Source organism: Tianweitania aestuarii (genome assembly GCF_018457165.1).
Taxonomy (GTDB): domain Bacteria; phylum Pseudomonadota; class Alphaproteobacteria; order Rhizobiales; family Rhizobiaceae; genus Tianweitania; species Tianweitania aestuarii.
In genome coordinates this window covers 229,250-255,781 of sequence record NZ_JAFMNX010000004.1, presented here as the reverse complement: position 1 = coordinate 255,781, position 26,532 = coordinate 229,250, and the positions used below count along the sequence as shown (strand labels likewise).

25 protein-coding genes are annotated in these 26,532 nt (G+C 61.2%); 12 read left to right on the top strand and 13 right to left on the bottom strand.

Going from position 1 to position 26,532, the window contains the following annotated elements; genetic code table 11:
- Positions 1 to 20: 20 nt before the first annotated feature.
- From JYU29_RS15840 to JYU29_RS15830, 3 genes are all read right to left on the bottom strand, one after another.
- Positions 21 to 1,301: a TRAP transporter large permease gene (locus JYU29_RS15840; RefSeq protein WP_213985812.1), complete on the bottom strand. Its 1,281-nt coding sequence runs from the start codon at positions 1,299 to 1,301 to the stop codon at positions 21 to 23.
- A 2-nt stretch (positions 1,302 to 1,303) separates the two neighbouring features.
- Positions 1,304 to 1,795 carry a TRAP transporter small permease gene (locus JYU29_RS15835; RefSeq protein ID WP_213985811.1) on the bottom strand — a complete coding sequence of 164 codons (492 nt, stop codon included), beginning with the start codon at positions 1,793 to 1,795 and terminating at the stop codon, positions 1,304 to 1,306.
- Between the two features lie 158 nt (positions 1,796 to 1,953).
- On the bottom strand, positions 1,954 to 3,024 hold the full coding sequence (locus JYU29_RS15830) for a TRAP transporter substrate-binding protein (protein ID WP_213985810.1): 1,071 nt from the start codon (positions 3,022 to 3,024) through the stop codon (positions 1,954 to 1,956).
- Positions 3,025 to 3,169: 145 nt separating this feature from the next.
- Between JYU29_RS15830 and JYU29_RS15825 the strand changes: the two genes are divergently transcribed.
- Together JYU29_RS15825 and JYU29_RS15820 are read left to right on the top strand one after the other, a co-directional pair.
- A complete protein-coding gene (locus JYU29_RS15825) occupies positions 3,170 to 4,051 on the top strand; it encodes a cupin domain-containing protein (RefSeq protein ID WP_250157512.1) in 882 nt (293 codons plus the stop codon).
- A gap of 117 nt (positions 4,052 to 4,168) precedes the next feature.
- Positions 4,169 to 4,948, top strand: coding sequence for an IclR family transcriptional regulator (locus JYU29_RS15820; protein WP_213985808.1), 780 nt, complete (start codon positions 4,169 to 4,171; stop codon positions 4,946 to 4,948).
- Between the two features lie 17 nt (positions 4,949 to 4,965).
- On the opposite strand, the gene JYU29_RS15815 is transcribed toward JYU29_RS15820, so the two are convergent.
- The 6 genes from JYU29_RS15815 to JYU29_RS15790 all read right to left on the bottom strand — a co-directional run bounded on the left by JYU29_RS15815 (position 4,966) and on the right by JYU29_RS15790 (position 11,359).
- Positions 4,966 to 5,694 (bottom strand): FadR/GntR family transcriptional regulator, encoded by a 729-nt coding sequence (locus JYU29_RS15815; protein ID WP_213985807.1) that lies wholly within the window; start codon positions 5,692 to 5,694, stop codon positions 4,966 to 4,968.
- Positions 5,695 to 5,702: 8 nt separating this feature from the next.
- On the bottom strand, positions 5,703 to 6,683 hold the full coding sequence (gene yjfF, locus JYU29_RS15810) for a galactofuranose ABC transporter, permease protein YjfF (protein WP_213985806.1): 981 nt from the start codon (positions 6,681 to 6,683) through the stop codon (positions 5,703 to 5,705).
- Entirely contained in the window at positions 6,680 to 7,678 is a 999-nt protein-coding gene (locus JYU29_RS15805) for an ABC transporter permease (protein ID WP_213985805.1), read from the bottom strand. Before JYU29_RS15805 ends, yjfF begins: the two co-directional genes overlap by 4 nt.
- A complete protein-coding gene (locus JYU29_RS15800; protein WP_213985804.1) occupies positions 7,675 to 9,225 on the bottom strand; it encodes a sugar ABC transporter ATP-binding protein in 1,551 nt (516 codons plus the stop codon). Before JYU29_RS15800 ends, JYU29_RS15805 begins: the two co-directional genes overlap by 4 nt.
- Before the next feature lie 113 nt (positions 9,226 to 9,338).
- On the bottom strand, positions 9,339 to 10,298 hold the full coding sequence (gene ytfQ, locus JYU29_RS15795; protein ID WP_213985803.1) for a galactofuranose ABC transporter, galactofuranose-binding protein YtfQ: 960 nt from the start codon (positions 10,296 to 10,298) through the stop codon (positions 9,339 to 9,341).
- A 53-nt stretch (positions 10,299 to 10,351) separates the two neighbouring features.
- Positions 10,352 to 11,359 carry a LysR family transcriptional regulator gene (locus JYU29_RS15790; RefSeq protein ID WP_213985802.1) on the bottom strand — a complete coding sequence of 336 codons (1,008 nt, stop codon included), beginning with the start codon at positions 11,357 to 11,359 and terminating at the stop codon, positions 10,352 to 10,354.
- 176 nt (positions 11,360 to 11,535) lie between these two features.
- Between JYU29_RS15790 and chvE the strand changes: the two genes are divergently transcribed.
- The 10 genes from chvE (at position 11,536) to JYU29_RS15740 (ending at position 23,111) form a co-directional block, all read left to right on the top strand.
- A complete protein-coding gene (chvE, locus tag JYU29_RS15785) occupies positions 11,536 to 12,603 on the top strand; it encodes a multiple monosaccharide ABC transporter substrate-binding protein (RefSeq protein WP_213985801.1) in 1,068 nt (355 codons plus the stop codon).
- 122 nt (positions 12,604 to 12,725) lie between these two features.
- Positions 12,726 to 14,243, top strand: a complete 1,518-nt coding sequence (mmsA, locus tag JYU29_RS15780) for a multiple monosaccharide ABC transporter ATP-binding protein (RefSeq protein ID WP_213985872.1) — start codon at positions 12,726 to 12,728, stop codon at positions 14,241 to 14,243.
- The gene (gene mmsB / locus JYU29_RS15775; RefSeq protein ID WP_213985800.1) at positions 14,240 to 15,472 is read left to right on the top strand and encodes a multiple monosaccharide ABC transporter permease; all 1,233 of its coding nucleotides are present in this window, start codon (positions 14,240 to 14,242) and stop codon (positions 15,470 to 15,472) included. The genes mmsA and mmsB overlap by 4 nt, the downstream gene beginning before the upstream one ends.
- Before the next feature lie 11 nt (positions 15,473 to 15,483).
- A complete protein-coding gene (araD1, locus tag JYU29_RS15770; protein ID WP_213985799.1) occupies positions 15,484 to 16,485 on the top strand; it encodes an AraD1 family protein in 1,002 nt (333 codons plus the stop codon).
- Between the two features lie 23 nt (positions 16,486 to 16,508).
- Positions 16,509 to 18,251: an L-arabinonate dehydratase gene (araD, locus tag JYU29_RS15765; RefSeq protein ID WP_213985798.1), complete on the top strand. Its 1,743-nt coding sequence runs from the start codon at positions 16,509 to 16,511 to the stop codon at positions 18,249 to 18,251.
- Positions 18,238 to 19,164, top strand: a complete 927-nt coding sequence (locus JYU29_RS15760; RefSeq protein WP_213985797.1) for a Gfo/Idh/MocA family protein — start codon at positions 18,238 to 18,240, stop codon at positions 19,162 to 19,164. The genes araD and JYU29_RS15760 overlap by 14 nt, the downstream gene beginning before the upstream one ends.
- A gap of 35 nt (positions 19,165 to 19,199) precedes the next feature.
- Positions 19,200 to 20,717, top strand: a complete 1,518-nt coding sequence (locus JYU29_RS15755; RefSeq protein WP_213985796.1) for an aldehyde dehydrogenase (NADP(+)) — start codon at positions 19,200 to 19,202, stop codon at positions 20,715 to 20,717.
- The gene (locus JYU29_RS15750; RefSeq protein WP_213985795.1) at positions 20,717 to 21,646 is read left to right on the top strand and encodes a 2-dehydro-3-deoxygalactonokinase; all 930 of its coding nucleotides are present in this window, start codon (positions 20,717 to 20,719) and stop codon (positions 21,644 to 21,646) included. Before JYU29_RS15755 ends, JYU29_RS15750 begins: the two co-directional genes overlap by 1 nt.
- The gene (locus JYU29_RS15745) at positions 21,643 to 22,251 is read left to right on the top strand and encodes a 2-dehydro-3-deoxy-6-phosphogalactonate aldolase (protein ID WP_213985794.1); all 609 of its coding nucleotides are present in this window, start codon (positions 21,643 to 21,645) and stop codon (positions 22,249 to 22,251) included. Before JYU29_RS15750 ends, JYU29_RS15745 begins: the two co-directional genes overlap by 4 nt.
- Positions 22,248 to 23,111, top strand: a complete 864-nt coding sequence (locus JYU29_RS15740; RefSeq protein ID WP_213985793.1) for an SMP-30/gluconolactonase/LRE family protein — start codon at positions 22,248 to 22,250, stop codon at positions 23,109 to 23,111. Before JYU29_RS15745 ends, JYU29_RS15740 begins: the two co-directional genes overlap by 4 nt.
- A 45-nt stretch (positions 23,112 to 23,156) precedes the next feature.
- On the opposite strand, the gene minE is transcribed toward JYU29_RS15740, so the two are convergent.
- From minE to repC, 4 genes are all read right to left on the bottom strand, one after another.
- Complete coding sequence (gene minE, locus JYU29_RS15735) at positions 23,157 to 23,420, bottom strand: cell division topological specificity factor MinE (protein ID WP_213985792.1); 264 nt, start codon at positions 23,418 to 23,420, stop codon at positions 23,157 to 23,159.
- Positions 23,417 to 24,232, bottom strand: coding sequence for a septum site-determining protein MinD (gene minD, locus JYU29_RS15730; protein ID WP_213985791.1), 816 nt, complete (start codon positions 24,230 to 24,232; stop codon positions 23,417 to 23,419). The genes minE and minD overlap by 4 nt, the downstream gene beginning before the upstream one ends.
- A gap of 35 nt (positions 24,233 to 24,267) precedes the next feature.
- Positions 24,268 to 25,017, bottom strand: a complete 750-nt coding sequence (gene minC / locus JYU29_RS15725) for a septum site-determining protein MinC (RefSeq protein WP_213985790.1) — start codon at positions 25,015 to 25,017, stop codon at positions 24,268 to 24,270.
- Positions 25,018 to 25,116: 99 nt separating this feature from the next.
- Complete coding sequence (gene repC / locus JYU29_RS15720; protein WP_213985871.1) at positions 25,117 to 26,469, bottom strand: plasmid replication protein RepC; 1,353 nt, start codon at positions 26,467 to 26,469, stop codon at positions 25,117 to 25,119.
- Positions 26,470 to 26,532: the final 63 nt, after the last annotated feature.

Below are 26,532 nucleotides of genomic sequence, written 5' to 3'. Positions count from 1 at the left end.
AGGCTGTTCTCCAATCATGTTCAGTTCACCGGCAGCATTGCGTGCGGCAGCCACAGGGTCAGACCAGGCAGGGCAGCAACCAGCGCCAGCACGAGAAGGCAGATACCGATCAACGGAATGGCTTCCTTCGCCACTGCGCTGAGCGGTTGCCCCGAGGCCGCACAAACGATGAACAGCAGGATGCCTACCGGCGGCGTCGCCATGCCGATCACGACGTTGAGCACCACCATTGTTCCGAACTGGACCGGGTCCATGCCGATGATCTTCATGAACTGCATGAGGATCGGCATGGTCAAAATCAGGATCGAGATCGGCTCCAGGAACATGCCGAGCACCAGCAGAACGAGGTTCAGCAGGACCAGCACGACGATAGGGTTGTCGCTGATCGAAAGAACGCCTGATGCAATGGTGGTCGGCACCTGTTCGAGCGTCAGCACGAAGGCGACGATGCTGGCCATGGCCGTGATGAACAGGATCGACGAGCTTGCAAGCGCAGTTGCAATCATTGCGTCCCAAACGCGCTCCAATGTCAGGTCGCGATAAGCAAAGCCGATGATCAGGGCATAGATGACGGCGACTGCGGCAGCTTCCGTCGGTGTGAAGATTCCCGCCTTGATGCCGACGATGATGATGAGCGGCAGTATCAAAGCGGGTAGCGTGCGCATGGTTGCGGTGCGACGCTCATTCCAAGCCATCTTCGGCGTAATGGTGAAACCATCCCGCTTGGCCCGCCAGGTTGAGTAGAGCAGGAGACCGCCGAGGATCAGAATGCCGGGGGTGACGCCTGCAATGAACAACTGGCCGATCGAAGCCCCTGAGAGGACACCATAAACGATCATGGTGATGGAGGGCGGGATGATAGGTCCCACGATGGAGCTGACACCCACAAGGGCCGCGGCATAGGCCGGCGGAATGCCCTGCTTCTTCATCGCCGGGATCAGAATTGAGCCAAGCGCGGAGGCTTCCGCCGTGGCGCTGCCGGAAATCCCCGCGAAGAAGCCGGCCGATAAAACGGTCACCGATGACATGCCGCCGCGACGATGACCAACCATGGCACGCGCGAACTGCACGATGCGATCGGTGATGCCGCCGACGTTCATCAGCGTTCCAGCCAGCAGAAATAGCGGGATCGTCAACAAGATGAACTGATCAACACCCGCCATCATTCTTTGCGGGAAGGCCAGGATCAGTGCGCCATGGCCTGATAAGAAAAGATAAGCCATGCCCCCGACGCCGAGTGCCAGCGAGATCGGCACGCCAGTGGCAAGAAGAACAACGAAAGCGCCAAAGAAACTGCCCATCGTCAAGCCTGCGTTTCAGTATGGTGATGGGCGGCGTCAGGAACGCCGCGACGGATTTCGATGATGTCTGCGACTAGGGATGCCAGGATGTGCAGCATTAATAGAAAGGAGCCGACCGCAACCGAGACATAGACCCAGAAGATCGATAGGCCGACGCCGCGTCCGATCAGAGACGTGCTGATGAAATCTACGGCCGGCACGATCTGACGGCCAAAGCGCGTCGAATAATCATAGCCGTTCGTCATCATCAGCCACAGGAAGATGATGATCGGTACCGTTGTCAGCGCTTTCAGAACAAAACGCATCTTCGGCGTCAGCATGTCTGGGATGATGTCGACCGCGATCAGCTCACCTCGCGTATAGGCCATCCCGATAAACAGGAAGGTTTGCCAGATCAGAATGTAGCGGCAGAGCTCTTCAGCCCAGATAAGGCTCGAGTTGAAGATGTAACGCGCAGCGACCTGCGCCGTCATGATCGCGACGACGATCAACATTGACGTGCCCGCAAGAAAGCGAATGGTGGCTGAGTACCACGCAAGGGGACCGGGCCTCCCGACCCGTTCGGATGATACGGAATTCATGCTGGAACTCGTTTGTCGTGAGGTGAGTGCGGAGCCGATCAATGGCTTCCGCAAACCCATTCTGCAGAAGCTCAGCTCTTTGATTGCGCGGCTTTGACAAACTCGGCGATCAAAGGGTCCTTGGCGCTCCACGTCTCGACGATCGGCGCGACCTTTGTCTTCATCTCCTGGAGGTTCTCCAGTTCGTAGATCGTGACACCCTTCGCCTTGAGCTGGTCACGGCCTTCCATGTCCTGCTTGGCCGTATAGTCCATCGTAGGCTTGATGGACTGCTTGCCAGCCTCGCGAACTGCTTGCTGCAGCTCCTGCGGCAGTCCGTCAAATACCATTTTGTTCATGGCGGTGAGGTTGTGCCAGGGATAATGTCCGGTCAGCGTAAAGTTCTTGGCGACTTCCCAGAGGTTCTCTGACAGCATCGACGAGACGTTGATCTCGACGGCGTCAATGACCTTTGTTTCCAAGGCGCCATAGACTTCGCCATAAGGCAGGCCGACCGGCGACGTGCCAACCGCTTCCCAGATCGCCTTGTGTAACGGCACGGGGATGATGCGTGTCTTCAGGCCTGAGAAATCTGGCAGTGCTTTCACCACATTGGTGGCCGAAACGAAGTGTCGGCGCCCGATGTCAGTGGTCTGCAATCCGACCAGGCCGGCAGGTTCCAGATCGTCCAAGATCTTCTGGCCAACCTCACTGGTCGCTAGCTCGGTGAAGTGATCGTAGTCGCGGATCAGAAAAGGCAACTGGTAGGCATCCAGAGCCTGCCGCCCCGTGACAAGAGGAACCTGAACCCCAGAGCAGCCGCAAAGATCAACAACGCCAGCAATCGTGGATTCGAGATTCTGCTTGTCTTCGCCTAATTGTCGGTTTGGGAAGATGGTGATCTCTATGGCGCCGGGGACCAGCTCTTCGAGCGACTTCTGGAATTCCAGCGCCGCGATATGGCCGGGATGAATTTCGTTCGCGGCATGTGCGTACCGCATCTGGATAGGCGCGGCGCGGGCGATGTTGGGCATGGCAAGGGTCGCAGCCATTGCGCCGGTCGACGCGAGGACCTGTCGGCGAGTCAGCATGAACGTCTCCTCCGTTTCGTTATGCAGAACGCTGTTGCGTGGAATGATGTTTTGATTGTTTTCTTCTGTCAAGCAGTCCCCAGAAAGATTTCTGCAAGCTTTAAATCAGGGATACTTGACAGCACGATGAGTACAGGATCATCATTTTCGCTATCAACGTTCTGCTGAAGAGAACACGAGGAAGACGATGTATGATCAGACTGACCCTCGGTGGAGCATGACCGACGCATCGGCAGCACCTGCTGCAGTAGCCACCACCTTTTCAGGAGCCGACTACGGCCTGTTCTATGGGACAGATCCGCAAATCGTCGACGAAGGCGCGAGAACCTGGCTCACTCGCGGCCAAAATTTCCTTGTTGGCTACAGCGAACTAGAGACCGGCGGAGCCTTATCCCGCAACGATCAAGTCGACGAATATGTTCTTCTTTTGCCCGATCGTGAAACGCCAGCAATCGTTGAAGCCAAGGGTGAGCAGGTCGAGGTCAGCGGCTTTTCGCTGGTGATCCTGCCTCCTGGCGACAGTCGTATCACGTTACCCGAAGGTGGACGTGCCACACGGATCTTCTCGACCAAGTCGGAAGACCTCAACGCGCTTTGCGCGAATGCTGATTCCTATGCCGAACAGCACCCCAATGTGACCTTGCTCGAGCCTTGGCCTGATCCGGTGGGCGGCTTCCGAATTCGAACCTACAGCCTTGATGTGCCGCCGACGCCCGGACGCTTCGGGCGCATCTTCCGTTGCACCACGTTGATGGTGAATTATCTTGATGAGCAGCATGGTCCACGCGACGTTGCGAAGCTCTCACCGCATCATCACGATGATTTCGAGCAGGGATCGCTGGCGCTCGCTGGCACCTACACGCATCACCTTCGCTGGCCATGGACGACAAACCTGGCGGCGTGGCGTGACGACGAACATGCTCTGGTCAAGTCTCCATCGCTGACGGTCATCCCGCCGCCAGCCATCCACACTTCGCGTGGCATGGATGAAGGTTTGAACCAGCTTGTTGATATTTTCTCCCCGCCGCGGATTGACTTTTCCAAGCAGGGCTGGGTCCTGAACGCCGACGAATATCCTGCACCGGCTTCACTTCGCTGACATCGGCGAGGTTGTTGGTGCGCGGCAGCCTTGCTCCAGAACGAAATGGCAGTCTATCTGCAGTAGTCCCGCACCGGCCGGTTCGTGGCACGCAACGGGTCGGAAACGGTTTGATTTATGAGTGAGGCACCCAAAGGCGGTTCGATCCAGGCGGTCGAGTTTGCGCTGGAAATTCTGGAATATGTCGCCCGAGGCCAGACCTCGGTCGGCGTCTCGGAGATGGCGCGTGCCTTCAACACAACGAAAAGCCGCATTCACCGCCACCTGCAAACGCTGGTGTCAGCTGGCTATCTGATCCGCAACGTGGAAACAGAGCGCTATTCGATCAGCGCGCGGTTGATGTCCCTTGGGCAGGCGGTGAGCGAAAGCTTCGAGTTGGCAACCGCCGCCCGCGACGTGGCCCGTGAGCTGCGCGACCAGACGGGCCATGCGGTTGCGATCAGCCAGCCGGAACCAGACGGTGTGCGTATTCTGCTCATCGTCCCGAGCCGCTCCAACATCGAGATCCACGTCAAGCCTGGCTCGCTTCTGCATTATCACGCCAGCGCTCAAGGCAAGGTCACGCTGGCTTTTGGTGACCGATTGCTTCTCCCGCGTATTCTCTCGGAGGGGCTTGATATGCACACGCCCTACACTGTCACCGATCCCGAGCAGCTTCAGGCGGAGGTGGATGCGGTGCGCAGGCGGCGTTGGGCTACCGGGCCAAACGAGGCCATGGTCGGTCTCAATGCTGTTGCGGCACCCATCTTTGATGCGCTGGGAGGGTTCGTGGGGTCGATTGCGATCAACGATTCCGTTCAGCACATTGCGCCGGATCCGAGCACGGATCAGGTGCAGGCTGTCATGAATGCTGCCGAGAAGGTTTCGGCCAATCTCGGTTATCGCGCACGCAAATAGATTTTAAAGTCAAAGACTTAGCTTCTGGTTATCTGACCAGCTATCCTGTCGCGGCCGTCGATGATGACGGCTTGCATGGCCGTTGCGGCCTCGTTTCCGTTGCCGGCGGCGATGGCTTTGACGATGGTGCGGTGGGCGTCGGAGGTGGCTTTTTGGCGGCGGGGTTCTCCGTTGGGGGAGCTCAGGCGGAAGCTGGTGACGAGGGCGGCTTCGATGAGCGAACCTACTGAAAACATGAAGGGATTCTTGGAGATCTCGAGCAGGGTCAGGTGAAATTCGAGGTCCGCTACGGCGAAGCTGTCCATGGCGTCGGCCTTTTCCATGGCCTCGACACAGGCAAAAAGTCTGGCAATTTCGGCGCCATTTGCGCGTTTGGCTGCGAGATTTGCGGCGAAAGGCTCGAATGACAGACGCATTTCAGCAAGGTTGCTGATGAATTCCGGGTCGTTTCCGCTCTCCAGATGCCAGATCAGCACATCGCCGTCGAACAGGTTCCAGGTCGAGCGTTCGGTGACGCGGGTGCCGATACGCGCCTTGGGGACGACCAGTCCTTTTGCGGTCAGCGTTTTCATGGCTTCGCGAAGAACGGTGCGCGAGACATCGAATCGCTCGGCCAGTTCAGCATCGCCCGGAAGAACCGCGCCAGGTGAATAGATTCCGCCGACGATCGCCTTGCCGAGTTCATCGACCACACGCGCGTGACTGTTGCGCGTGATGCTTCCCGAGATCGCGGACTTGAGTATCATAACCCCGTTCAGCCTTTGCCTGCCGCAGCCTCCGTACGGCGTCCGCCGGCCCAGACCAGCGCCTTCTGCAACACGATGAAGCCCAGCAGCAACATGCCGATGGCGATCTTGGTCCACCAGCTCGACAGCGTGCCGTCGAAGATGATGTAGGTCTGGATCAGACCCATGATCAGCACGCCGATCAGCGTGCCGGCCACGAAACCGCTGCCGCCGGTCAGAAGCGTGCCGCCGATCACCACCGCAGCGATCGCATCGAGCTCCACGCCGACCGTGGCCAGCGAATAACCGGCGGAGGTATAGATGGCAAAGACGATGCCCGAAAGACCCGCAAGAAAGCCGGACACGGCATAAACCTGCATCGTGGTTCGGGCGACCGGTACGCCCATCAGCCGGGCAGTCTGTGCGCCGCCGCCCAGCGCATAGACATTCGTGCCGAAGCGGGTTCGTTGGGCAACGATGATGCCGACCACGACCACAACCAGCATCAACCCGCCGATGAGCGTGAGGCGTCCCTTGCCCGGCATCAGCCAGTAAAGGCGCTGCAGGACGCTGATCGTTTCGTCGTTGATCGGCACGCTGTCGATCGACAGGACGTAAGCCATGCCGCGCGCCAGAAACATGCCGGCCAAAGTAACGATAAAGGGGGGCATCTGCAGAAAGTGGATGGTGGCACCCATCGCCGCGCCGAACAAAGTAGTGATGACGAGGAGCAGCGCAAAGACCGGCCACGGCCCGAGACCGGTGTCGCGCAGCATGACTGCGATGAACACGCCGGAAAAGGCGATCACCGACCCGACGGACAGGTCGATGCCACCGGATATGATCACGAAGGTCATGCCGACGGCGACGATGCCGAGAAAGGCATTGTCGGTCAGGAGATTGCCGACCACGCGGGTCGAGAGGATCGCCGGGAACTGGAGGTAGCAAAGCGCATAGGCGATGATGAAGATCAGCACCGTTGCTAGGAGGGGCAGCGTGCGGGCATTCATCGTGCCGGCGTCCTTGTGGTGAAGAAGGTCATCATGATCTGGATGGCAGGCGACTGCACCACGAGGATGATCAGGATGATCACCGCCTTGATCACGAGGTTGAACTCGGGCGGGAAGCCGGAAAGCAGAATGCCGGTATTCACGGCCTGGATGATCATCGCACCGATCAGGGAGGCGATCAGCGAGAAGCGTCCGCCAAGCAGCGATGTGCCGCCGATCACCACTGCGAGGATAGCGTCGAGTTCCAGCCATAGACCGGCATTGTTGGCATCCGCACCGCGAATGTCGGCGGCAACGATGATGCCGGCGAGTGCCGCACACAGGCCGGAGGTCATGTAAACGGCGATCAGCAGCACGCGCGCATTGATGCCGGACAGCATCGATGCGCGCTGGTTGATGCCGACAGCTTCAATCAACAGGCCGAGCGCACTACGGCGGATGAGCAGGGTGACGAGTGCCCCCATGGCGAGCCAGAGGATCACGGGCATCGGCATTCCGAACAGACTGCCGGAACCGAGGAAGATCAGGCCCTCATTGTTGAAGGTGAGGATCGCGCCCTGTGTGACGAGCTGAGCGATGCCGCGCCCGGCCACCATCAGGATCAGGGTCGCGACGATCGGCTGGATGCGCAGAACGGATACGAGGATGCCGTTCCACAAACCGCAAACGAGACCGGCGGCAAGGCTGATGGCGAGTGTCGCCGGCAATCCATAGCCCTGCGTGATGCAGGATGCGGCCAGCGCACCGGAGATCGCCATGACAGCGCCCACCGACAGATCGATGCCGCCGGTGGCGATCACCAGGGTCATGCCGATGGCCAGCAAGGCGACGGGTGCGCCGCGATTGAGAATGTCGATCGGGCTGCCGTAAAGGCGGCCATTGGCGAAGCTGATGTCGAAGAAGCCGGGAAACACCACCGCGATGAGACCGAGAACGGCGGCAAGCGCGATGATCTGCGGCAGCAGGCGCTGCGCCAGGCGAGTGGCCGTCGTCATATCGTGGCCTCCGCAGCTTCGGATGTTCTGACAGGTGTTCTGGCGATGGCGTTGACGATGGTCTCGGTTGTGATGTCCTCGCCAACCAGTTCGGCGACATGGGCGCGGTCGCGCACCACGATGACACGATGGCTGTAGACCACGAGCTCTTCCAGTTCCGAGGAAATGACGAGCAGCGACATGCCGTCTTCGCAGAGTTCCTCGATCAAACGGATGATCTCGGCATGCGCGCCGACATCGATGCCGCGCGTCGGTTCGTCGAGGATGAGGAATTCGGGATTGGTGGCGAGCCAGCGCGCGAGCATGACCTTCTGCTGGTTGCCGCCGGACAGCTGACCGACCGGCTTTTCGGCATCGGAGGTCCGAATGTCGAGGCGGCGGATGAAGTCGTCGGCCATGATGCGCTGCCGCTTAATCGACAAAGGCCGCGCCCAGCCGATGCGGGCCTGCAGCGCCAAGGCGATGTTTTCGCGGATCGACAGCTCGCCAATGATGCCGTCGGTTTTGCGGTCTTCGGGCAGGAAGCCGAAGCCGGCGGCAACGGCAGCGCGGGTCGAGCCAAGCGAAAGCGCCCTGTTCTCCTTGGTCGCCGTGCCGCTGTCATGGGGATAAACGCCGAACAGGACTTCCGCCGTTTCGGTACGGCCGGAGCCGAGCAGGCCGGCAACGCCCACCACTTCGCCGCGCTGGATCGGAAGATCAAAGGGCGCGATGCGCCCGCGCCGGCCAAAGCCGGTAAAGCGCAGACGCGGCTCGGCATCATATCTCATGCCCGTCTTGCCGGTTTGGCGGGTTTCTTCTTCAAGCTGGCGGCCAAGCATCATGTTGACGAGGCGCAGGCGGTCGAGCGAGGCGGTGTCTTCCGCGCCGACCAGCCGGCCGTTGCGAAGCACCGTGATGCGGTCGGAAATGCGGAAGACCTGATCGAGAAAATGCGAGATGAAGACGATCCCCAGGCCGCGTTCCTTCAAGCCGCGTATTGCTTCAAACAACACATCGACCTCATGCGCATCGAGGCTGGCGGTGGGTTCGTCGAGGATCAACACCTTGCCCGATAGGCGCACGGCACGTGCGATGGCGACGATCTGCTGAACGGCAACCGAATAACTGCCGAGGCTGCGCGTCACATCGATGTCGAGACCATATTGCGCCGTCAGCGCGCGGGCATCCCGGTTCATGCGGCGGGTGGACACGAAGCCGAGCCAGGTGGGTTGATGGCCGAGAAAGAGGTTTTCGGCGATCGTCAGATTGGAAAGGAGATTGACCTCCTGATAAACGGTTCCGATGCCAAGCCGCTGCGCATGCAGCGTGTCGCGCGGATCAATGGAAGTGCCGTTCAGCCTGATCTCGCCCCCGTCCCGGCGGTAAGCGCCGGTCAGGCATTTCACCAGCGTGGACTTGCCGGCACCGTTTTCGCCGAGCAACGCATGCACTTCACCGGCGCCCAAGGTGAAATCAACGGCATCAAGCGCTTTGGTGCCGGGAAAACTCTTTGACACGGCCGCCGCGCGCAAAAGCGGGACGCGACCAGGGGTCGGGTCGAGCATTCAGGTCGTTCCTCAGATCAATGCAAAGCCGAGATCCGCCGCAAGCAAAGTGCGGCGGACAGGGTCGAGCGCGCTGCCCGATCACAGATCGGGCAGGCCAAGTGAGCGTCGGCTTAGTAGCCGAGGCCCTTCTTTTCCTCGTAAACGGCCTTCGGGTCGTCGGCCTGGGTGTAGAGCTTGGACTCGGTCTGGATGAACTTCGGCGGTTCTTTCTTGTCATCCATATAGGCCTTGAGCGCATCAAAGGCTGGGCCGGCCATGTTCGGGGTCAGCTCAACCGTTGCATTGGCTTCTCCTGCCGCCAAGGCCTGGAAGATGTCCGGCACGGCGTCGATCGACACGACCTTGATGTCGGTGCCCGGCTTCAAGCCGGCTTCCTTGATGGCCTGGATGGCGCCCACCGCCATGTCGTCGTTATGGGCGTAAAGCGCGCAGATATCCTTGCCGCCATTTTCCGCCTTGAGGAAGCTTTCCATGACTTCCTTGCCCTTGGCGCGGGTGAAGTCGCCGGTCTGGCTGCGGGTGATCTTGATGTTGTCGTGGCCGGCAATGGCGGCCTCGAAGCCGGCCTTGCGCTTGATGGCCGGCGATGAACCCGTGGTGCCCTGAAGCTCGACCACGTTGCACTGCTTGTCGCCGACATCCTTCACCAGCCAGTCGCCGGCAACCTTGCCTTCATGCTCGAGATCCGAGCCGACGGCGGTGAGGTAGAGATCCTTGCTGGAATCAACGGTGCGGTCGAGCAGGATCACCGGGATCTCGGCATCCTTGGCTTCCTCGAGCACGGCATCCCAGCCGGTTTCCACAACCGGTGCGATCAGGATCGCGTCGACGCCCTGCGCGATAAAGGAGCGCAACGCCTTGATCTGGTTTTCCTGCTTCTGCTGGGCATCGGCGAATTTCAGGTCGATGCCGCGCTTTTCGGCTTCCTGCTTGGTGAGCGTGGTTTCGGCGGCGCGCCAGCCCGATTCCGAGCCGATCTGTGAGAAGCCGACGGTTTGTGCCATCGCTGCAGACGACAACAGGCTCACCGACGCGAGAAGGCTCGCGCCGAATACAATTTTGCTGATCATGTTTCTCCTCCACGAGAAGGGCTGCTGCCCTGAGAAGAAAAAATCATACTATATTATTTTTGTAAACCGCTGAGCTTGGCCTCATCTTCGCTTGCTTGCAGCCGATCTTCAACGAGGTCCCAGATCGTCTGTGACGCCGGTGACAGGGGACGATCCCTGGAGCGAAGAAGGGAATAGGGCGAGACCGCGAGATCGGGCGCGGCCGGAAGCGTGGCGATGCGCGCGTTCAGCCCGTCGGGCTTGGCAAAGAAATCCGCCACCGCTTCCGACAAGGCCGCAATCGCGTTCGACTGCGAGATGATCGCCAGCGTCATCAGGGTCGACGAGGTGCTGAACACGCGCTGCGGGAGGGGAAGACCCTTGCTCAGGATGTAGGTTTCCACCGTCGTGCGCAGCAGGCCGCCGGGCGCCTGAAGCACCCAGTCATAATCCACGTAATCGGCCAGCGCAGTGCTGCCGGTGCGGATCAACGGATGATCTTGGCGCACGATCAGGCTCATCGGTTCCGGACCGATCTGACGCGCGGCGAAACGGCCGTGATCGACATCGGAGGGAATGCGGCCGACCAAGAAATCGAGGCGCTCGCTCAGAAGCAGATCGGCGAGCTTGTCGCTGGTATCCACAAAGATATTGGTGGCGATGTTGGGATGCGTGACGCGGGTCTGGCGCAGCACCGGCAGAACGAGATCGAGTGCCGGACCCGTCACCGAACCGATCGACACGAAGCCGCTGCGGCCGGCTTCCATTTCGCCGATTTCGCGATCGGCCGCATCGAGATCGCGCATGATCTTGCCGGCCCAATCCGCGAGCTTCAGGCCGAAAGGCGTCAGCACCACCCCGCGGGGGTGGCGATCATAAAGCTTGGCGCCGGTGATCGTGTCGAGTTCGGCAAGAAGGCGCGAGGCGGCGGGTTGCGTCATGGCGAGCTGGGTCGCCGCAGCGCGGATCTGGCCGGTTTCGCTGAGCACCGCGAGCAGGCGCAGATGGGTCAGTTTCAGGCCGCGGCGGATCAATCGATCGCGCATGGAACCGGGGCTGGTGGATGTGGCGGAGGTGTTCATGGCTCAACGATATACCGGAAATGCTATATCGCACAGCATCATTCTGATTTGACCGACATACCGGCAGGAGAATACCGATGAGGCCACACCCGATTGGGAGATCGGATGGAGACGTTCGCGCGCTTGTTTCGGCGGCATCGTCTGGTCTGCGTCAAACGGATCCCTGGGAGGACCACATGCGATTTTTGAAGACCGCGCTCGCGGCAACCCTTTTCACCGCCACCATTCTGGGCGCGCCTGCTTTTGCGCAGGAAAAGGGCACCGTCGGCGTTTTGATGCCGACCAAGGCTTCGGCCCGCTGGATCGCCGATGGCGACAACATGGTCAAGCAGCTGCAGGACCGCGGCTACAAGACCGATCTGCAATATGCCGAGGACGATATCCCGACGCAGATCAGCCAGCTGGAAAACATGGTGGCAGCCGGCGTTCAGACGCTGGTGATCGCCTCCATCGACGGCACCACGCTGACGGACGTTCTGGAACAGGCGCATAACAAGGGCATCAAGGTCATCGCCTATGACCGCCTGATCCGCAATTCGCCGAATGTCGACTACTACACCACGTTCGACAACGAACAGGTCGGCGTGCTGCAGGCGCAGTCGATCGTCGACGGTTTGAAGCTCGAAACGGAAGAAGGCCCGTTCAACATCGAACTGTTCGGCGGCTCGCCGGACGACAACAACGCCTTCTTCTTCTACAACGGCGCCATGAGCGTGCTGCAGCCTTACATCGACAGCGGCAAGCTGGTGGTGGTTTCGGGCGAAACGGGCATGGAAAAGGTCGGCACGCTGCGCTGGGATCCAGCCGTTGCGCAGGCCCGCATGGACAACCTCCTGTCGTCCTACTACGGCGACAAGAAGGTCGATGCCGTGCTGTCGCCGTATGACGGTCTGTCGATCGGCATCATCTCGGCTTTGACCGCCGTCGGCTATGGCCAGGGCGACATGAAAATGCCGATCGTGTCCGGTCAGGACGCCGAAGTGCCTTCGGTGAAGTCGATCCAGAACGACATGCAGTATTCCACGATCTTCAAGGACACGCGCGAACTCGCCAAGGTCACGGTCAACATGATCGACGCCGTTGGACAGGGCAAGGAGCCCGAGGTCAACGACACCAAGACCTATGACAACGGTGAAAAGGTCGTGCCGGCTTATCTTCTGAAGCCAGTTCTGGTGACGAAGGAAAACATCACGCCGGTTCTGGTTGATAGCGGCTATTACACGGCCGACCAGATCAAGCCCTGATCCTTCTAAAAAGCGGGACGGCTCGCCGTTCCGCCCATTCCTCTTCTTGCCGGACGGTCGCTTGCGGCCGTCCACGATCCCTCACGCCTGCGGGAGCGCGTTTTTTGGCACCGATCCTCGAGATGCGCGGCATCACCAAGACGTTTCCCGGCGTTAAAGCCTTGGACGACGTCAACCTCACGGTTCAACACGGCGAAATTCACGCCATCTGCGGCGAAAACGGCGCCGGCAAATCGACGCTGATGAAGGTCCTGTCGGGCGTTTACCCGCATGGCTCCTACCAGGGCGACATCATCTTCGACGGAAAGGTGAAAGCCTTTCGCGGCATTCGCGACAGCGAACATGCCGGCATCATCATCATCCATCAGGAACTGGCGCTCGTGCCACTTCTGTCGATTGCCGAGAACATCTTTCTCGGCAACGAAATCTCGCGCTTCGGCGTGATCGACTGGGATCAGGTCTTTGCGCGCACCGAAAAGCTGCTCGCGCAGGTCGGCCTTTCGGAAAGCCCGGCAACGCTGATCAAGGATCTTGGCGTCGGCAAGCAGCAGCTGGTGGAAATCGCCAAGGCGCTTTCGAAAAAGGTCCGGCTGCTCATCCTCGACGAGCCGACCGCCAGTTTGAACGAGCGCGACAGCCAGGCGCTGCTCGATCTTCTGCTGGCCTTCAAGGCCGAGGGCATGACCTCGATCATGATCAGCCACAAGCTGAACGAGATTTCGCGCGTGGCCGACAGCATCACCGTTCTGCGCGACGGCTCCACCGTGTCCACCCTCGATGCCACCAACGGCGTCAGCGAAGATCGCATCATCAGCGACATGGTCGGTCGCCAGCTCGACGACCGCTATCCGCCGCGCCACCCCAATATCGGCGAGACGCTGTTTGAGGTGAAGGACTGGAACGCCTATCATCACCTCAACACGCAGCGCCGCATCGTCAAAGACGTGTCCTTCAACGTCCGAAAGGGCGAAATCGTCGGCATTGCCGGTCTGATGGGCGCTGGCCGCACCGAGCTTGCGATGAGCATCTTCGGCCGGTCCTATGGGCGCAACGTGTCCGGCGAAGCGTTCATCCATGGCAAGCCGGTGGATGTTTCGACCATTACGCGGGCGATCGATGCCGGGCTGGCTTACGTGACCGAAGACCGCAAGCAATATGGCCTGCTGCTTGAAGACGACATTCGCCAGAACGTGTCGCTCGCCAATCTGCCCGAGATCGCCAAGAATGGCGTGATCGATACCGAACGCGAGCGCACGGTGGCGGAGGATTACCGCACCAGCCTGCGCATCCGTTCGTCCGACATCTTCCACAAGACACTCAACCTGTCTGGCGGCAACCAGCAGAAGGTCGTGCTGTCGAAGTGGCTGTTTTCGGATCCCGAACTGCTGATCCTCGACGAGCCGACGCGCGGCATCGACGTGGGCGCCAAGTTCGAGATCTATTCCATCATCGAGCGGCTCGCATCCGAAGGCAAAGGCATCCTGATGATCTCATCGGAAATGCCGGAATTGCTGGGGATGTGCGACCGTATCTACGTCATGAACGAAGGCCGCTTCGTGGCCGAACTGGCGCGGGGAGAGGCAACGCAGGAAAGCATCATGCGCGCCATCATCCGCACCGCAGGGAGAGACGCTGCATGAGCATCAAGACGTTTGACGCGAAGAGCGATGCTTCGCGCGAGGAAGACAGCGGCTCGAGCCTCGGTTACTTCAAGAACCATCTGCGCGAATACGGCATGCTGGTGGCGCTGGTCGCCATCGTCCTGTTCTTCGCGATCTATTCCGCTTTGACCGGACGCCCGACCTTCGTGTCGGCCTCCAACCTGACCAACCTGTTCCTGCAGAACAGCTATGTGATCATCATGGCCATCGGCATGCTGATGATCATCATCACCGGCAACATCGATCTGTCGGTCGGCTCGGTGGTGGGCTTCGTCGGGGCGTTCGGCGCTGTTTTGATGGTGCTCTATGATCTGCCGGTTCCGCTGGCGGTGCTGATCTGCCTTTGCGTGGGTGCAGCGATCGGGGCGGTGCAGGGCTATTTCGTGGCTTATCTGCGCATCCCCTCCTTTATCGTGACGCTAGCGGGAATGCTGGTGTTTCGCGGCCTCACCTTCATGGCGCTCGGCTCATCATCCTCGATCTCGCCGATCCCACCATCGTTGCGGGCACTGTCCACCGGTACGATCCCGGATTTCCTTCCCGCCTTCGATCTGGCGAATTCCACGACGCTGATCCTGGCGGCCGTTGTTGCTCTCGCCTTTCTCGTGTTCGGGATCGGCAAGCGCGGCCGCAAGGCCGGGCTCGGCAACGTGCATGAGCCTTCCGCCTTCTTCTTCGGCCGCATGGCCATCGTTGCGCTCGCGATCCTCTACATGGGTTACCTCATGTCGACCAATCGCGGTTTGCCGAACGTCCTGATCCTGATGGCGCTGTTGATCGCGATCTATGCCTTCGTGACGACCCGCACCACAATCGGCCGCCGCGTTTATGCCGTGGGCGGCAATGAAAAGGCGGCCAAGCTTTCGGGCGTGAAGACCGAGCGCATCGTGTTCCTGGCGTTCGTCAACATGGGCGTGTTGGCAGCCGTTGCCGGTCTCGTGTTCTTTGCCCGTGTCGGCAGTGCTACCGCCAAGAACGGCACCGGCCTCGAACTCGACGTGATCGCAGCCTGCTTTATCGGCGGCGCTTCCGCTTATGGCGGTGTCGGCAAGGTGACGGGCGCGGTGATCGGCGCCTTCATCATGGGTGCGCTGAACATGGGCATGCAAAGCGCCATGCAGCTCAGCATCGACTACCAGCAGCTGGTGAAGGGTCTCGTTCTGCTCGCTGCCGTTTCCTTCGACGTTTACAACCGCAACAAGGCTTGAGGAGCGCGCCGATGCTGCTGTCGCAGATCAAAAAACCGGATGGCGCGCTCGCAGTGGTCGCGCGTGAAGGCAAGGAAGCCTATGAAGTCAGGGGCGCGCAGAGCGTTTATGCGCTGGCCCTCGACTGCGCCCGCAATGGCAAGAGCCTCGCCGCCACGATCGGCAGCCTGGGCTTCGGTGCAGCTGTCGACCTGCAGCAGGCCTATGAGGAAAACCGGCTCCTGTCGCCGATCCATCATCCGGACCCGGCGCATCTGCATCTGACCGGCACCGGCTTGACGCATCTCGGTTCGGCGTCCACCCGCAACGCCATGCATGCGAAGGCGGCCGGTGCGGAAGAGGTGCTGACCGATTCCATGAAGATGTTCCGCATGGGGATCGAGAACGGCAAGCCGGCGGGCGATGGCGTCGGCGTGCAGCCGGAATGGTTCTACAAGGGCAATGGCGCCAGCCTCGTTGCACCGGGTGCCGACCTTCCCTCCCCTGTTTTTGCCGATGATGCCGGCGAAGAACCGGAACTGGCGGGCATCTATGTGATCGGCGATGACGGCACGCCGTTCCGGCTGGGCTTTGCCTTGTCGAACGAGTTCTCCGATCATGTGATGGAGCGGGTGAACTATCTCTATCTCGCGCATTCCAAGCTGCGTCCCGCATCGTTCGGGCCGGAAATCCGCATCGGCGCCCTGCCGGAAGACGTGCGTGGCGTTTCGCGCATTCGCCGGGGCGGCGAGGTGATCTTCGAAAAGCCGTTCCTGTCGGGCGAAGCGAACATGTCGCATTCCATCGCCAATCTGGAACATCACCACTTCAAGTATCGCGTGTTCCGCCAGCCGGGCGACGTGCATGTGCATATGTTCGGCACGGCGACTTTGTCGTTCGCCGACGGCATCCGCACAGAAGCCGGCGACCAGTTCGAAATCGAGGCGGCCGCGTTCGGCCTGCCATTGCGCAACGGTTTGGCGATCGACGGCTCAACGCCGGCCGCCACGCGCGTTGCCGTCCAGACACTTTGATTGCAGGGAAAGGAGCGTCTCCCATGGCGTTCACCAAGGCCGAATGGCCGCGTAAGCTTCGCTCGCAGGAATGGTTCGGCGGCACCGGCCGCGACCAGATCTATCATCGCGGCTGGATGAAGAACCAGGGTTTCCCGCACGACCTGTTCGATGGCCGCCCCGTGATCGGCATCATGAACACATGGTCCGAGCTGACGCCCTGCAACGCACATCTCAATGTGCTCGCGGAATCGGTGAAGCGCGGCGTGTTTGAAGCCGGCGGCTTCCCCGTTGAAGTGCCGGCCTTTTCGGCCAGCGAATCCGGTTTCCGCCCCACGGCCATGATGTTCCGCAATCTGGCGGCGATGTCGGTGGAAGAACAGATCCGTGGCCAGCCGATGGATGGCTGCGTGCTTCTGGTGGGTTGCGACAAGACCACGCCGAGCTTGCTGATGGCAGCGGCGTCCACCGACATGCCCTCGATCGTGGTGACCGGCGGGCCGATGCTCAACGGCTATTACAAGGGCGAGCGCGTCGGCTCAGGCACGCATCTCTGGCGCTTCTCCGAAGCGGTGAAGGCGGGCGAGATGACGCAGGAAGAATTCGCCGAAGCCGAAGCCTCGATGTCGCGTTCGGCCGGATCCTGCAACACGATGGGCACCGCTTCGACTATGGCGTCGATGGCCGAAGCGCTGGGCATGGCGCTGTCCGGCAATGCCGCCATTCCCGCCGTCGACAGCCGCCGCCGCGTGATGGCGCAGATGTCTGGCCGGCGCATCGTCGACATGGTGAAAGACGATCTCAAGCCGTCCGACGTTCTCACCAAGGAAGCCTTCGAGAACGCCATCCGCACCAATGCGGCGATCGGCGGCTCCACCAATGCGGTGATCCACCTTCTGGCGATTGCCGGCCGCGTCGGTATCGACCTGACGCTGGAAGACTGGGATCGTTGCGGCCGCGACGTGCCGACGATCGTCAACCTGATGCCATCGGGCAAATATCTGATGGAAGAGTTCTTCTATGCCGGCGGTCTGCCCGTCGTCATCAAGCGGCTCGGCGAAGCAGGTCTGCTCCACAAAGACGCGCTCACAGTTTCGGGCGAAACGATGTGGGACCAGGTCAAGGACGTCACCAATCACGACGAGGACGTCATCCGCCCGGCCGAAAAGGCGCTGACGCAGTCCGGCGGCATCGTCGTGCTCACGGGCAATCTGGCGCCCAAGGGTGCCGTTTTGAAGCCGTCGGCGTCGTCGGCGCATCTCTTGACCCATCGCGGCCGCGCCGTGGTGTTCGAGGACATCGACGACTACAAGGCCAAGATCAACGACGAGGCGCTCGACATCGACGAGACCTGCGTCATGGTGATGAAGAATTGCGGCCCGAAGGGTTATCCGGGCATGGCCGAGGTCGGCAATATGGGTCTGCCGCCCAAGGTGCTGCGCAAGGGCATCACCGACATGGTGCGCATTTCGGATGCGCGCATGTCGGGCACCGCTTACGGCACCGTTGTGCTCCACACCTCGCCGGAGGCCGCTGCGGGTGGACCGCTGGCCGTGGTGCAGAACGGCGACTTCATCGAGCTCGACGTGCCGAACCGCCGTTTGCATCTCGACATTTCCGCGGAGGAGCTTGCAAGCCGTCTGGCTGCCTGGCAGCCCAAGCACGAGCAATATCAATCCGGCTATGCCTGGCTGCACCAGCAGCATGTGCAGGGAGCCGATACCGGGGCCGATCTCGACTTCCTCAAGGGCAATCGCGGAAGGGCCGTTGGTCGTGACAGCCACTAAGATTGCAATCGTCGGTGTCGGCAAGATCGCGCGGGACCAGCATATCCCGTCGATCACCCGCAACGGCGCCTTTGAGCTGAGCGCAACCGTCAGCCGGCATTCCGGGGTGGATGGGGTCGAGAATTTTGCCACGATCGAAGAGCTGCTTGCCGGTCGGCCGGACGTGGGGGCGGTTGCGCTGTGCATGCCGCCGCAGGCCCGCTTCGATGCGGCGTGGACGGCGATCAAGGCCGGGCGCCATGTGCTGCTAGAGAAGCCGCCGGGTGCGACGGTGGCCGAAGTCGAAGCGCTGATTGCTGCTGCGCGCGACGAAGGCGTTGCCCTGTTTGCCACCTGGCACTCGCGCTATGCCGCGTCCGTTCCGGCGGCAAAGGCCTGGCTGGCTAAGCGGCAGGTGCAATCGGCTCGGATCACCTGGAAGGAAGATGTGCGGCGCTGGCATCCCGGCCAGGAATGGATCTGGCAGCCGGGTGGGCTCGGCGTGTTCGATCCCGGCATTAACGCCTTGTCGATCCTCACCGAAATCCTGCCGCAGCCGGTTCGCGTGACGGCGGCGGAGCTCCAGTTCCCCGACGGACGCGATGCGCCGATCGCCGCGCAGCTGCAATTTGCAGGCGCGAGCGGTGAAACCGTGTCGGCCGATTTCGACTGGCGCCAGACCGGGCCGCAAACCTGGAATATCGAAATCGAAACGAACGACGGCCAGCTCAAGCTGTCATCCGGCGGTGCCGAGATGACGATCGACGGCAAGGTGATGATGCAGGAAGCCGACAGCGAATATGACGGGATCTATGCCCGCTTCGCGCAGCTTGTCGCTGAGACGTCGATCGACGTCGATCTCGCGCCTCTTGTGCATGTCGCCGACGCCTTCATGCTGGGCCGCCGGATCGTTGTTGATGCTTTCGAGATGTAATCCAGCAAACTTCTGAGGTCGAAAAGGACCTGACCATGTCTGACAGCTTCAAGCCGCGCGGCGCTCATCTGATTGCCGGAAAATGGGTGGAAGGATCGCAAAGCTTCCAGTCCGACCCCGTTTCCGGCGAACCGCAGCGTTTCGCGCTGGGCACGGCGGATGATATCGACCGCGCCGCTCAGGCTGCCGAGGATGCGTTCTGGGTGTTCGGATCGTCCAGTCGTGAAAACCGCGCAGCGTTTCTCGACGCCATTGCCGACGCGATCGAAGCGCGCGGTGCGGCGATCACCGCGATCGGTACGCGCGAAAGCGGTCTGCCTGCCGGACGTTTGGAAGGTGAACGCGGTCGCACGACCGGTCAGCTTCGCTTGTTCGCCAGCCATATTCGCGACGGAAGCTATCTCGACAAGCGTCATGATCTGGCAATGCCCGACCGCAAGCCTGCGGCGCGCCCTGAGATCAAGCTGATCCAGCGGCCGATCGGCCCTGTGGGCGTATTCGGCGCGTCGAACTTCCCCCTCGCCTTCTCGACCGCCGGCGGCGACACGGCATCCGCATTGGCGGCCGGATGCCCGGTTGTGGTGAAAGGTCATCCCGGCCATCCCGGCACGGCCGAAATCGTTGCCGAAGCCATTCTGGAAGCCATCGAGAAGACCGGCCAGCACCCCGGCACGTTTTCGCTCGTGCAATCCAACACCAACGAAGCGGGCGAAGCGCTGGTGCGCCATCCGCTCATCAAGGCGATCGGCTTCACCGGGTCGCTGCGCGGCGGACGCGCCTTGTTCGACATCGCCAATGCGCGCGAAGAGCCGATCCCGTTCTTCGGCGAACTCGGCTCGGTCAATCCGGTCTTCGTGTTACCCGAAGCGGCCAAGGCGCGCGGCGAAACGATCGCCAGGGACTGGGCCGCGTCGCTCACCATGGGTGTCGGCCAGTTCTGCACCAACCCCGGCATCATCGTCGTGCCCGACGCCGTGGCCGAAAACTTCGAAACAAATGCCGCGCAGGCTCTGAGTGCCGTTCAAGCGCAGCCGATGTTGTCGACCGGAATAGCCGACGCGTTTCGTCGTGGCTCGGCGCGGATCGCCGGCAGCAATGCGGTGCGCCAGGCGCATGCCGCGGAAGGCAATGGCCGCGAAGGGGCCCCTGCCCTCTTCGTGACGGATGGAAACACGTTCCTGGCCAATCCCGAACTCGGCGAGGAGGTTTTCGGGCCGCTCGGTATCATGGTGCGCGCTGCCGGTCCTGAGCAGATGCTGGCCATCGCGCATGGCCTTCGCGGTCAGCTCACCACAACGCTTCAGCTGGACGACGGTGACACCGCTTTCGCCAAGCAGCTGATGCCGGTTCTGGAGCGCAAGTCCGGTCGTATTCTGGCAAACGGTTATCCCACCGGCGTGGAAGTGGCCGATGCGATGATGCATGGCGGCCCCTACCCTGCCAGCACCAATGTTTCGACGACGTCGGTCGGAACGCTGGCGATCCGGCGCTTCCTGCGTCCCGTTGCCTATCAGAACCTGCCAGCCGACCTTTTGCCGCAAGATCTGGCGTGATGCCGGAGACTGCAAGCAGCGCTGAGCGCGTCGACTGGATTGCCGTCGATTGGGGAACGAGCAATCTGCGCGCCTGGGCCATGGCGGACGATCGCGCCGTGGCAACGGTTTCTGCGCCGACCGGAATGGGTGGCCTCGAGCGGCACCAGTTCGAGCCCGCTTTGCTTGCGGCGACAGAGCCATGGCTTTCCGCTGAGCGCCCGATCGACGTGGTTGCCTGCGGCATGGTTGGCGCGCGGCAGGGATGGCAGGAAGTGCCTTATCTCGCCGTGCCGACCCAGCCCGTGGTTGCATCCGCGATGCAGCAGGTTTCGACATCCGACCCGCGTTTGACCGTCCGCATCGTTCATGGACTGAGCCAAATGGATCCCGCCGACGTGATGCGTGGCGAGGAAACGCAAATCGCCGGCCTTCTTGGCCTGGAACAAGGCTTTACCGGCATGGTCTGCTTGCCGGGCACCCATTCCAAGTGGGCGCGGGTCGAAGCGGGCGAGGTCCAGAGCTTCCGCACCTTCATGACGGGCGAACTGTTCGCCTTGCTGGCGAAGCAGTCGGTGCTCAGGCACTCGATGGGCGAGGATGGAACGCTTCATGACACCGTCTTCGATAATGCCGTGCGTGTTGCGGCCGAGACCCCTGCCGATTTGACCGCGCTTCTGTTTGGCATTCGCGCAAGCGGGCTTGTTGCGGATGCCGACAATGAAGATGCACGCTCCCGGCTATCGGGCCTCCTGATCGGTGCTGAACTGGCAGCGATGCAGCAGGAATGGTCGGGTGGCGATGTGGTTCTGATCGGCGCCGATCAGCTTGCCGAACGCTATTTGCGCGCTTTACATGCGCTTGGCGGAACGGCGCGCATGGTGGATGCGCAGGCTTGTACGCTTGCCGGCCTCGTTGCAGCGCGGCACCAACTTCTGGAGGCACGATGACCCTGCCCTTGATCGCGATCCTGCGCGGACTGACACCTGACAAGGCGGAAGCCGTGGGCCGCGCCTTGATCGATGCCGGCATTACGCGCATCGAGGTGCCCTTGAACTCGCCCGATGTTCTCACAAGTATCACCACCATGAGCCGCGCCTTCAAAGACGTCGCGGAGATCGGGGCCGGCACTGTGTTGACGCGAGATGAAGTCGACGCCGTTTCTGAAGCCGGAGCGACGTTCATCGTTTCGCCGAACTGCAACCCGGACGTCATCACCTACACCAAGGATCGCGGCCTCGGCTCTTTTCCCGGCGTGTTTACGGCGACCGAATGTTTCGCCGCACTGGCCGCCGGTGCGGATGCGCTGAAGATCTTTCCGGCAAGCCTGATGGGCCCGGACGCACTCAAGGCCTTACGCGCCGTTCTTCCCCCGCAAACACAGATTTACCCTGTGGGCGGCGTTGGACCCGACGACTTTGCGACATGGCGCGCAGCCGGCGCAAACGGCTTTGGTTTGGGCTCCTCGCTGTTCAAGCCGGATTGGTCCGTTGACCGCATCGCACAGGAAGCCAGGCGCAGCGTATCGACCTGGGAAGCCGGAGGAAAAGCATGATCCAGGCCGAGCTTTACGACGATCGCCCCTGCCGCCTTGGCGAAGGTCCGCTCTGGCACCCGGAGCGTAAGCAGCTGTTCTGGTTTGATATTCTCAACCACAAGATGTTAACGCGCGAAGGCGATGAACAGCGCGAATGGCAGTTCGATCGAGCGGTTTCGGCGGCCGGCTGGATCGATCGCGACACGCTGCTGGTGGCCGGTGCCGGCGCTTTGCTTCGTTTCAATCTCGTGAGCGGTCGCTCTGAACCGATCATCGAGCTGGAAGGCGAACAGCTGGACAATCGCTCGAACGATGGCGGCACCGATCCGTGGGGTGGGTTCTGGATCGGGACGATGGGACGCAAAGGCGAACACAAGGCCGGCTCGATCTATCGCTATTATCGCGGTGAGGTCCGGCAGCTCGTCCCCGACGTGACGATCACCAACGCCATTTCCTTCAAGCCGGATGGAAGCTTTGCCTTTTTTGCCGATACGCGGCAGCGGCTTGTGTGGAAACAGGCGCTCGACGGTGAGGGATGGCCGAAAGGGGAACCGTCGGTTTTTCTGGACCTGAGCTCAGAAAGCCTCAACCCGGATGGAGCCGCCGTTGATGCCGAAGGTCGCCTTTGGGTGGCGCAATGGGGCGCAGGCAGAGTCGCCTGCTACGACGATGCCGGAACGCTGATCGAGATCGTGTCAACGCCAGCGACACAGTCTTCGTGTCCAGCCTTCGGTGGCGCGGACCTGTCGACGCTCTTCATCACCAGCGCGCGCGACAATCTCGATGCCGAAGCCTTGGCTAGCCAACCCCTAGCAGGCTCGGCTTTCAAGGCAGACCTCGGCATTCGCGGCCAGGCTGCGCATCGTGTGATCTTGTAGGCGTTCAAACGCGCTTTAGACGGAGATGGAACGAAGAGGCAGCGGTCAGGCTGCCTTTTTGCCACCATCAAACGGCACTTCGATGTCCACGGCGAGCGTCGAGACCGACGCGCCACGTTCCATCTTCACGCTGACCTTGTCGCCATCGACCTGCATATGCTTGGCGATCACGGCCATGATTTCGTCGCGCAGCGTTTTGAGGAGATCGGAATCCCCGCTCGACGCGCGCTCATGCGCCAGCAACACCTGCAGGCGCTCGCGCGCCGCGGGCGCGGAAGCCGAACGGGAGAAGAAACGCTTCAGGTTCATGCCGCTTTCCTTCCGAAGATCTTGCCAAAGAAACCACGCTTCTCGCCGGGCGTGGTGAGCGGAACAGTCTCGCCTTTCAATCGACGCGCGGCGTTGAAATAAGCCAGTGCCGGCGCGCTCTTGTTGTCGGCAATGGTCACGGGTGCGCCGACATTGGAAGCGCGCAGGACGTCCATGCTCTCGGGGATGATGCCGAGCAGCGGAATGGACAGGATTTCGAGCACGTCTTCGACCTTCAGCATATCGCCGCGCTCGGCACGTGCGGGGTCAAAGCGGGTCAGAAGCAGATGCTTTTCCATCCGCTCGCCCTGCTCCGCCTTCATGGTCTTGGAATCGAGCAGACCGATGATGCGATCGGAATCGCGAACGGACGAAACTTCCGGATTGGTGACGACGATCGCCACATCGGCATGACGCATGGCGAGCGTCGCGCCGCGTTCGATGCCGGCCGGGCTGTCGCAGATCACCCAGTCGAACGCCTTGCGCAGAGCGGTGATGACCTTCTCGACGCCTTCCGGCGTGAGATTGTCCTTGTCGCGGGTCTGTGAGGCCGGGAGCAGGTACAGCGTTTCGAGGCGCTTATCGCGGATCAGCGCCTGCGCCAGCTTGGCTTCGCCCTGGATGACGTTGACGAGGTCATAAACCACGCGGCGCTCGGCGCCCATGACGAGGTCGAGGTTGCGCAGACCGACGTCGAAATCGACGACGACGACCTTGTCGCCATTCTGCGCCAGGGCAGCACCGAGTGCGGCGCTCGACGTCGTCTTGCCAACGCCGCCCTTGCCCGATGTGACTACAATAACTTTGCCCATCGTTATCTCCTGTGTTCCGTTTGCCCGCTTTCGCGTCAGCTTAAGGTTTCCGCGACGATCGCCTCGCCTTCGAGCCAGATCTGAACGGCCTGGCCGCGCAGTTCGTGCTCCATGTCTTCCGCCGTCTTGTAGAAGCCGTCGATCGCAATCAGTTCTGCTTCGAGTTTGCGGCAAAAAATGCGTGCCGACGAATTGCCCATCGTTCCTGCAAGCGCCCTCCCCCGCAGCGCGCCGTAAACGTGGATCGAGCCACCGGCGATGATTTCCGCGCCCGATGCAACCGATCCCACTACGGTGACGTCACCATCGGGAAACACGAGCGACTGCCCGGAGCGGACCGGCTCGGTGACCGTCAGCGATGGCATGGCCGTGAACTGGCCTTGCACCGGCTCGCGCTCGTAAGCAGCGGGCGACGGGTTTGTCTGCGGTGCTTCACCGGGCGCGCGTTCTGCAGGCGGCTCGAAGTCGGAGGCTGCGCGGCCGTCGGTCAAGGCGGGCGGGAGATCGGCTGCCAGCATGGAGGCGCGCGCATTTTCCAAGCCCATGATGCGGACATTGCGCTCAGTCAGCTGTTCGATCATCGTGCGCAGTTGAGTACGGTCGACATCGAGGTTCTGAACGTCGAGCACGATCGGGCGGCGCAGAAAGAAACCCGCAGAGCGCGCAGCAAGGTCATCAAGGCGGGCCAGCCATTCGTCGAAGGGCAGCTCGGGCGTCAGAACAAGGGCCAGGAAGGACCGTCCCTTCAGCCGGATCGCCTTGGACTCACTCACTACGTCAGACATTTTCAACAGTTCCGTTGCTGGCGGCTGCCACGAGCATGGTTAACCACTGGTTAGCAGGCGAAGCTTGCAGGAGGATGGAGTGCATCGGCGCGGTCTTCTTCAAGGTTGGATCAGGTTGCGGCGCATCTTGGCTTGCAGCGTGTTCGACTGGGCAAGACTGCGCAGCAGTGCGGCGCTGATCGGAATATCGTCAGCCGGGTTTTCCTCCCCGGATTGAATGGCTGGTTCGACACAAGGCGCGCTCGGTGACTCCGGTTTGTCGCTGGTTCGCCGCAGAGCCATAATCATCGGTGTGGCTGAAAAGCGGCCCGACTGGGCTCTTCGGCTCAACACACGCAGATATCCGCCGGGATTCACGATCGCTCCGGATCGCTGGTAGATCGCCCCGAGTGTAATCGCGGCCTGTTGTTCGCCAAGACTGCCGCATGCCTCCTGCCAAGTGCTCGGGGTGATCTGGAGCATCGAGCGGACGACGGTGGTTGCGGCCGAGAAGTCGCGCCAGTTTCGGATTTCGCCACCTTGCGCCAGGCCGTTCAAGCTGGAGCAGGCTTCAAGAACCAGGGGTAGCGGCAGAGCCGGCTTTTGAGCGGTCTTTGTGAAGAGGCTCGTGCTTAGGGAAAGCGCAGCTTCATTTCTCTTTTCCAAAACCGAAACTGATTCAGATTGGGATTCTGGTTTTGACTCTTGTTTGTGAGTCTCAGATTGCGACTCGTTGCGGCTCAACTCGGCTGCATTAATGAATGAGTCCAGCGCGTTGATGATCTGACGGCGCAATGTCTCGAGCTGCGCCTCGATCTGCTCGAGGATCGGCTTCGTCGCCTTGCGTGGAAGCTCGGCGATGATGGTACGATAGCTTTCTTCGGCCTCGTTCCAGTCATGCGGGATGCTGTTTTCGCGGCCGCTTTCGATCAGCTTGACGATATCACGCCGGCAAAGTGTCATGCGTTCGCGCAAGATCTTGAGCGCCTGGCGTTCGGCGATGATGGTTTCAGCCATGCGGCGGAACTCATCTGCGCGCGTCAGGAGCGGCGCGAGATCGAAGCCATAGGCTTGCACGACGGATCCGCCCTCGCCTTTGCGTGCGAAACGTTTGCCGTTGGGACTATCGCGGCGAAGGATCAGACCGCAATCGAGCAGGATTGCGATGTGACGACGCAAGGTTGCAAGCGACATGCCATTGGCGCGCGCGCAGAGCTGCTCGTTTGACGGCCAGACGATTGTGCCCGTCTTCGCGCTCAAGGCGGGCTCGGGATAGAAGGACAGAAGCGCATTCAGAATGGCGAGCGCACGATCGCTTGCTCCGAGATGCTCACGCGCTTCCCGGACGTGCTGGAACACCTGCCACTTGGAGATGGGTTTGTCGGGAATGTCTTTGTTTGCGACCTGACTTACCAGCAAGGCAAGCGTCATTGGCCGCCGCCCAAAGGGCGTCGATACAACAGTCTCTCGCATGTCATCGCCACAAAGCTTTGGGCAAAGCGAATGTGCCGCCAAGAGCGGTCTTCGGGTTTGACA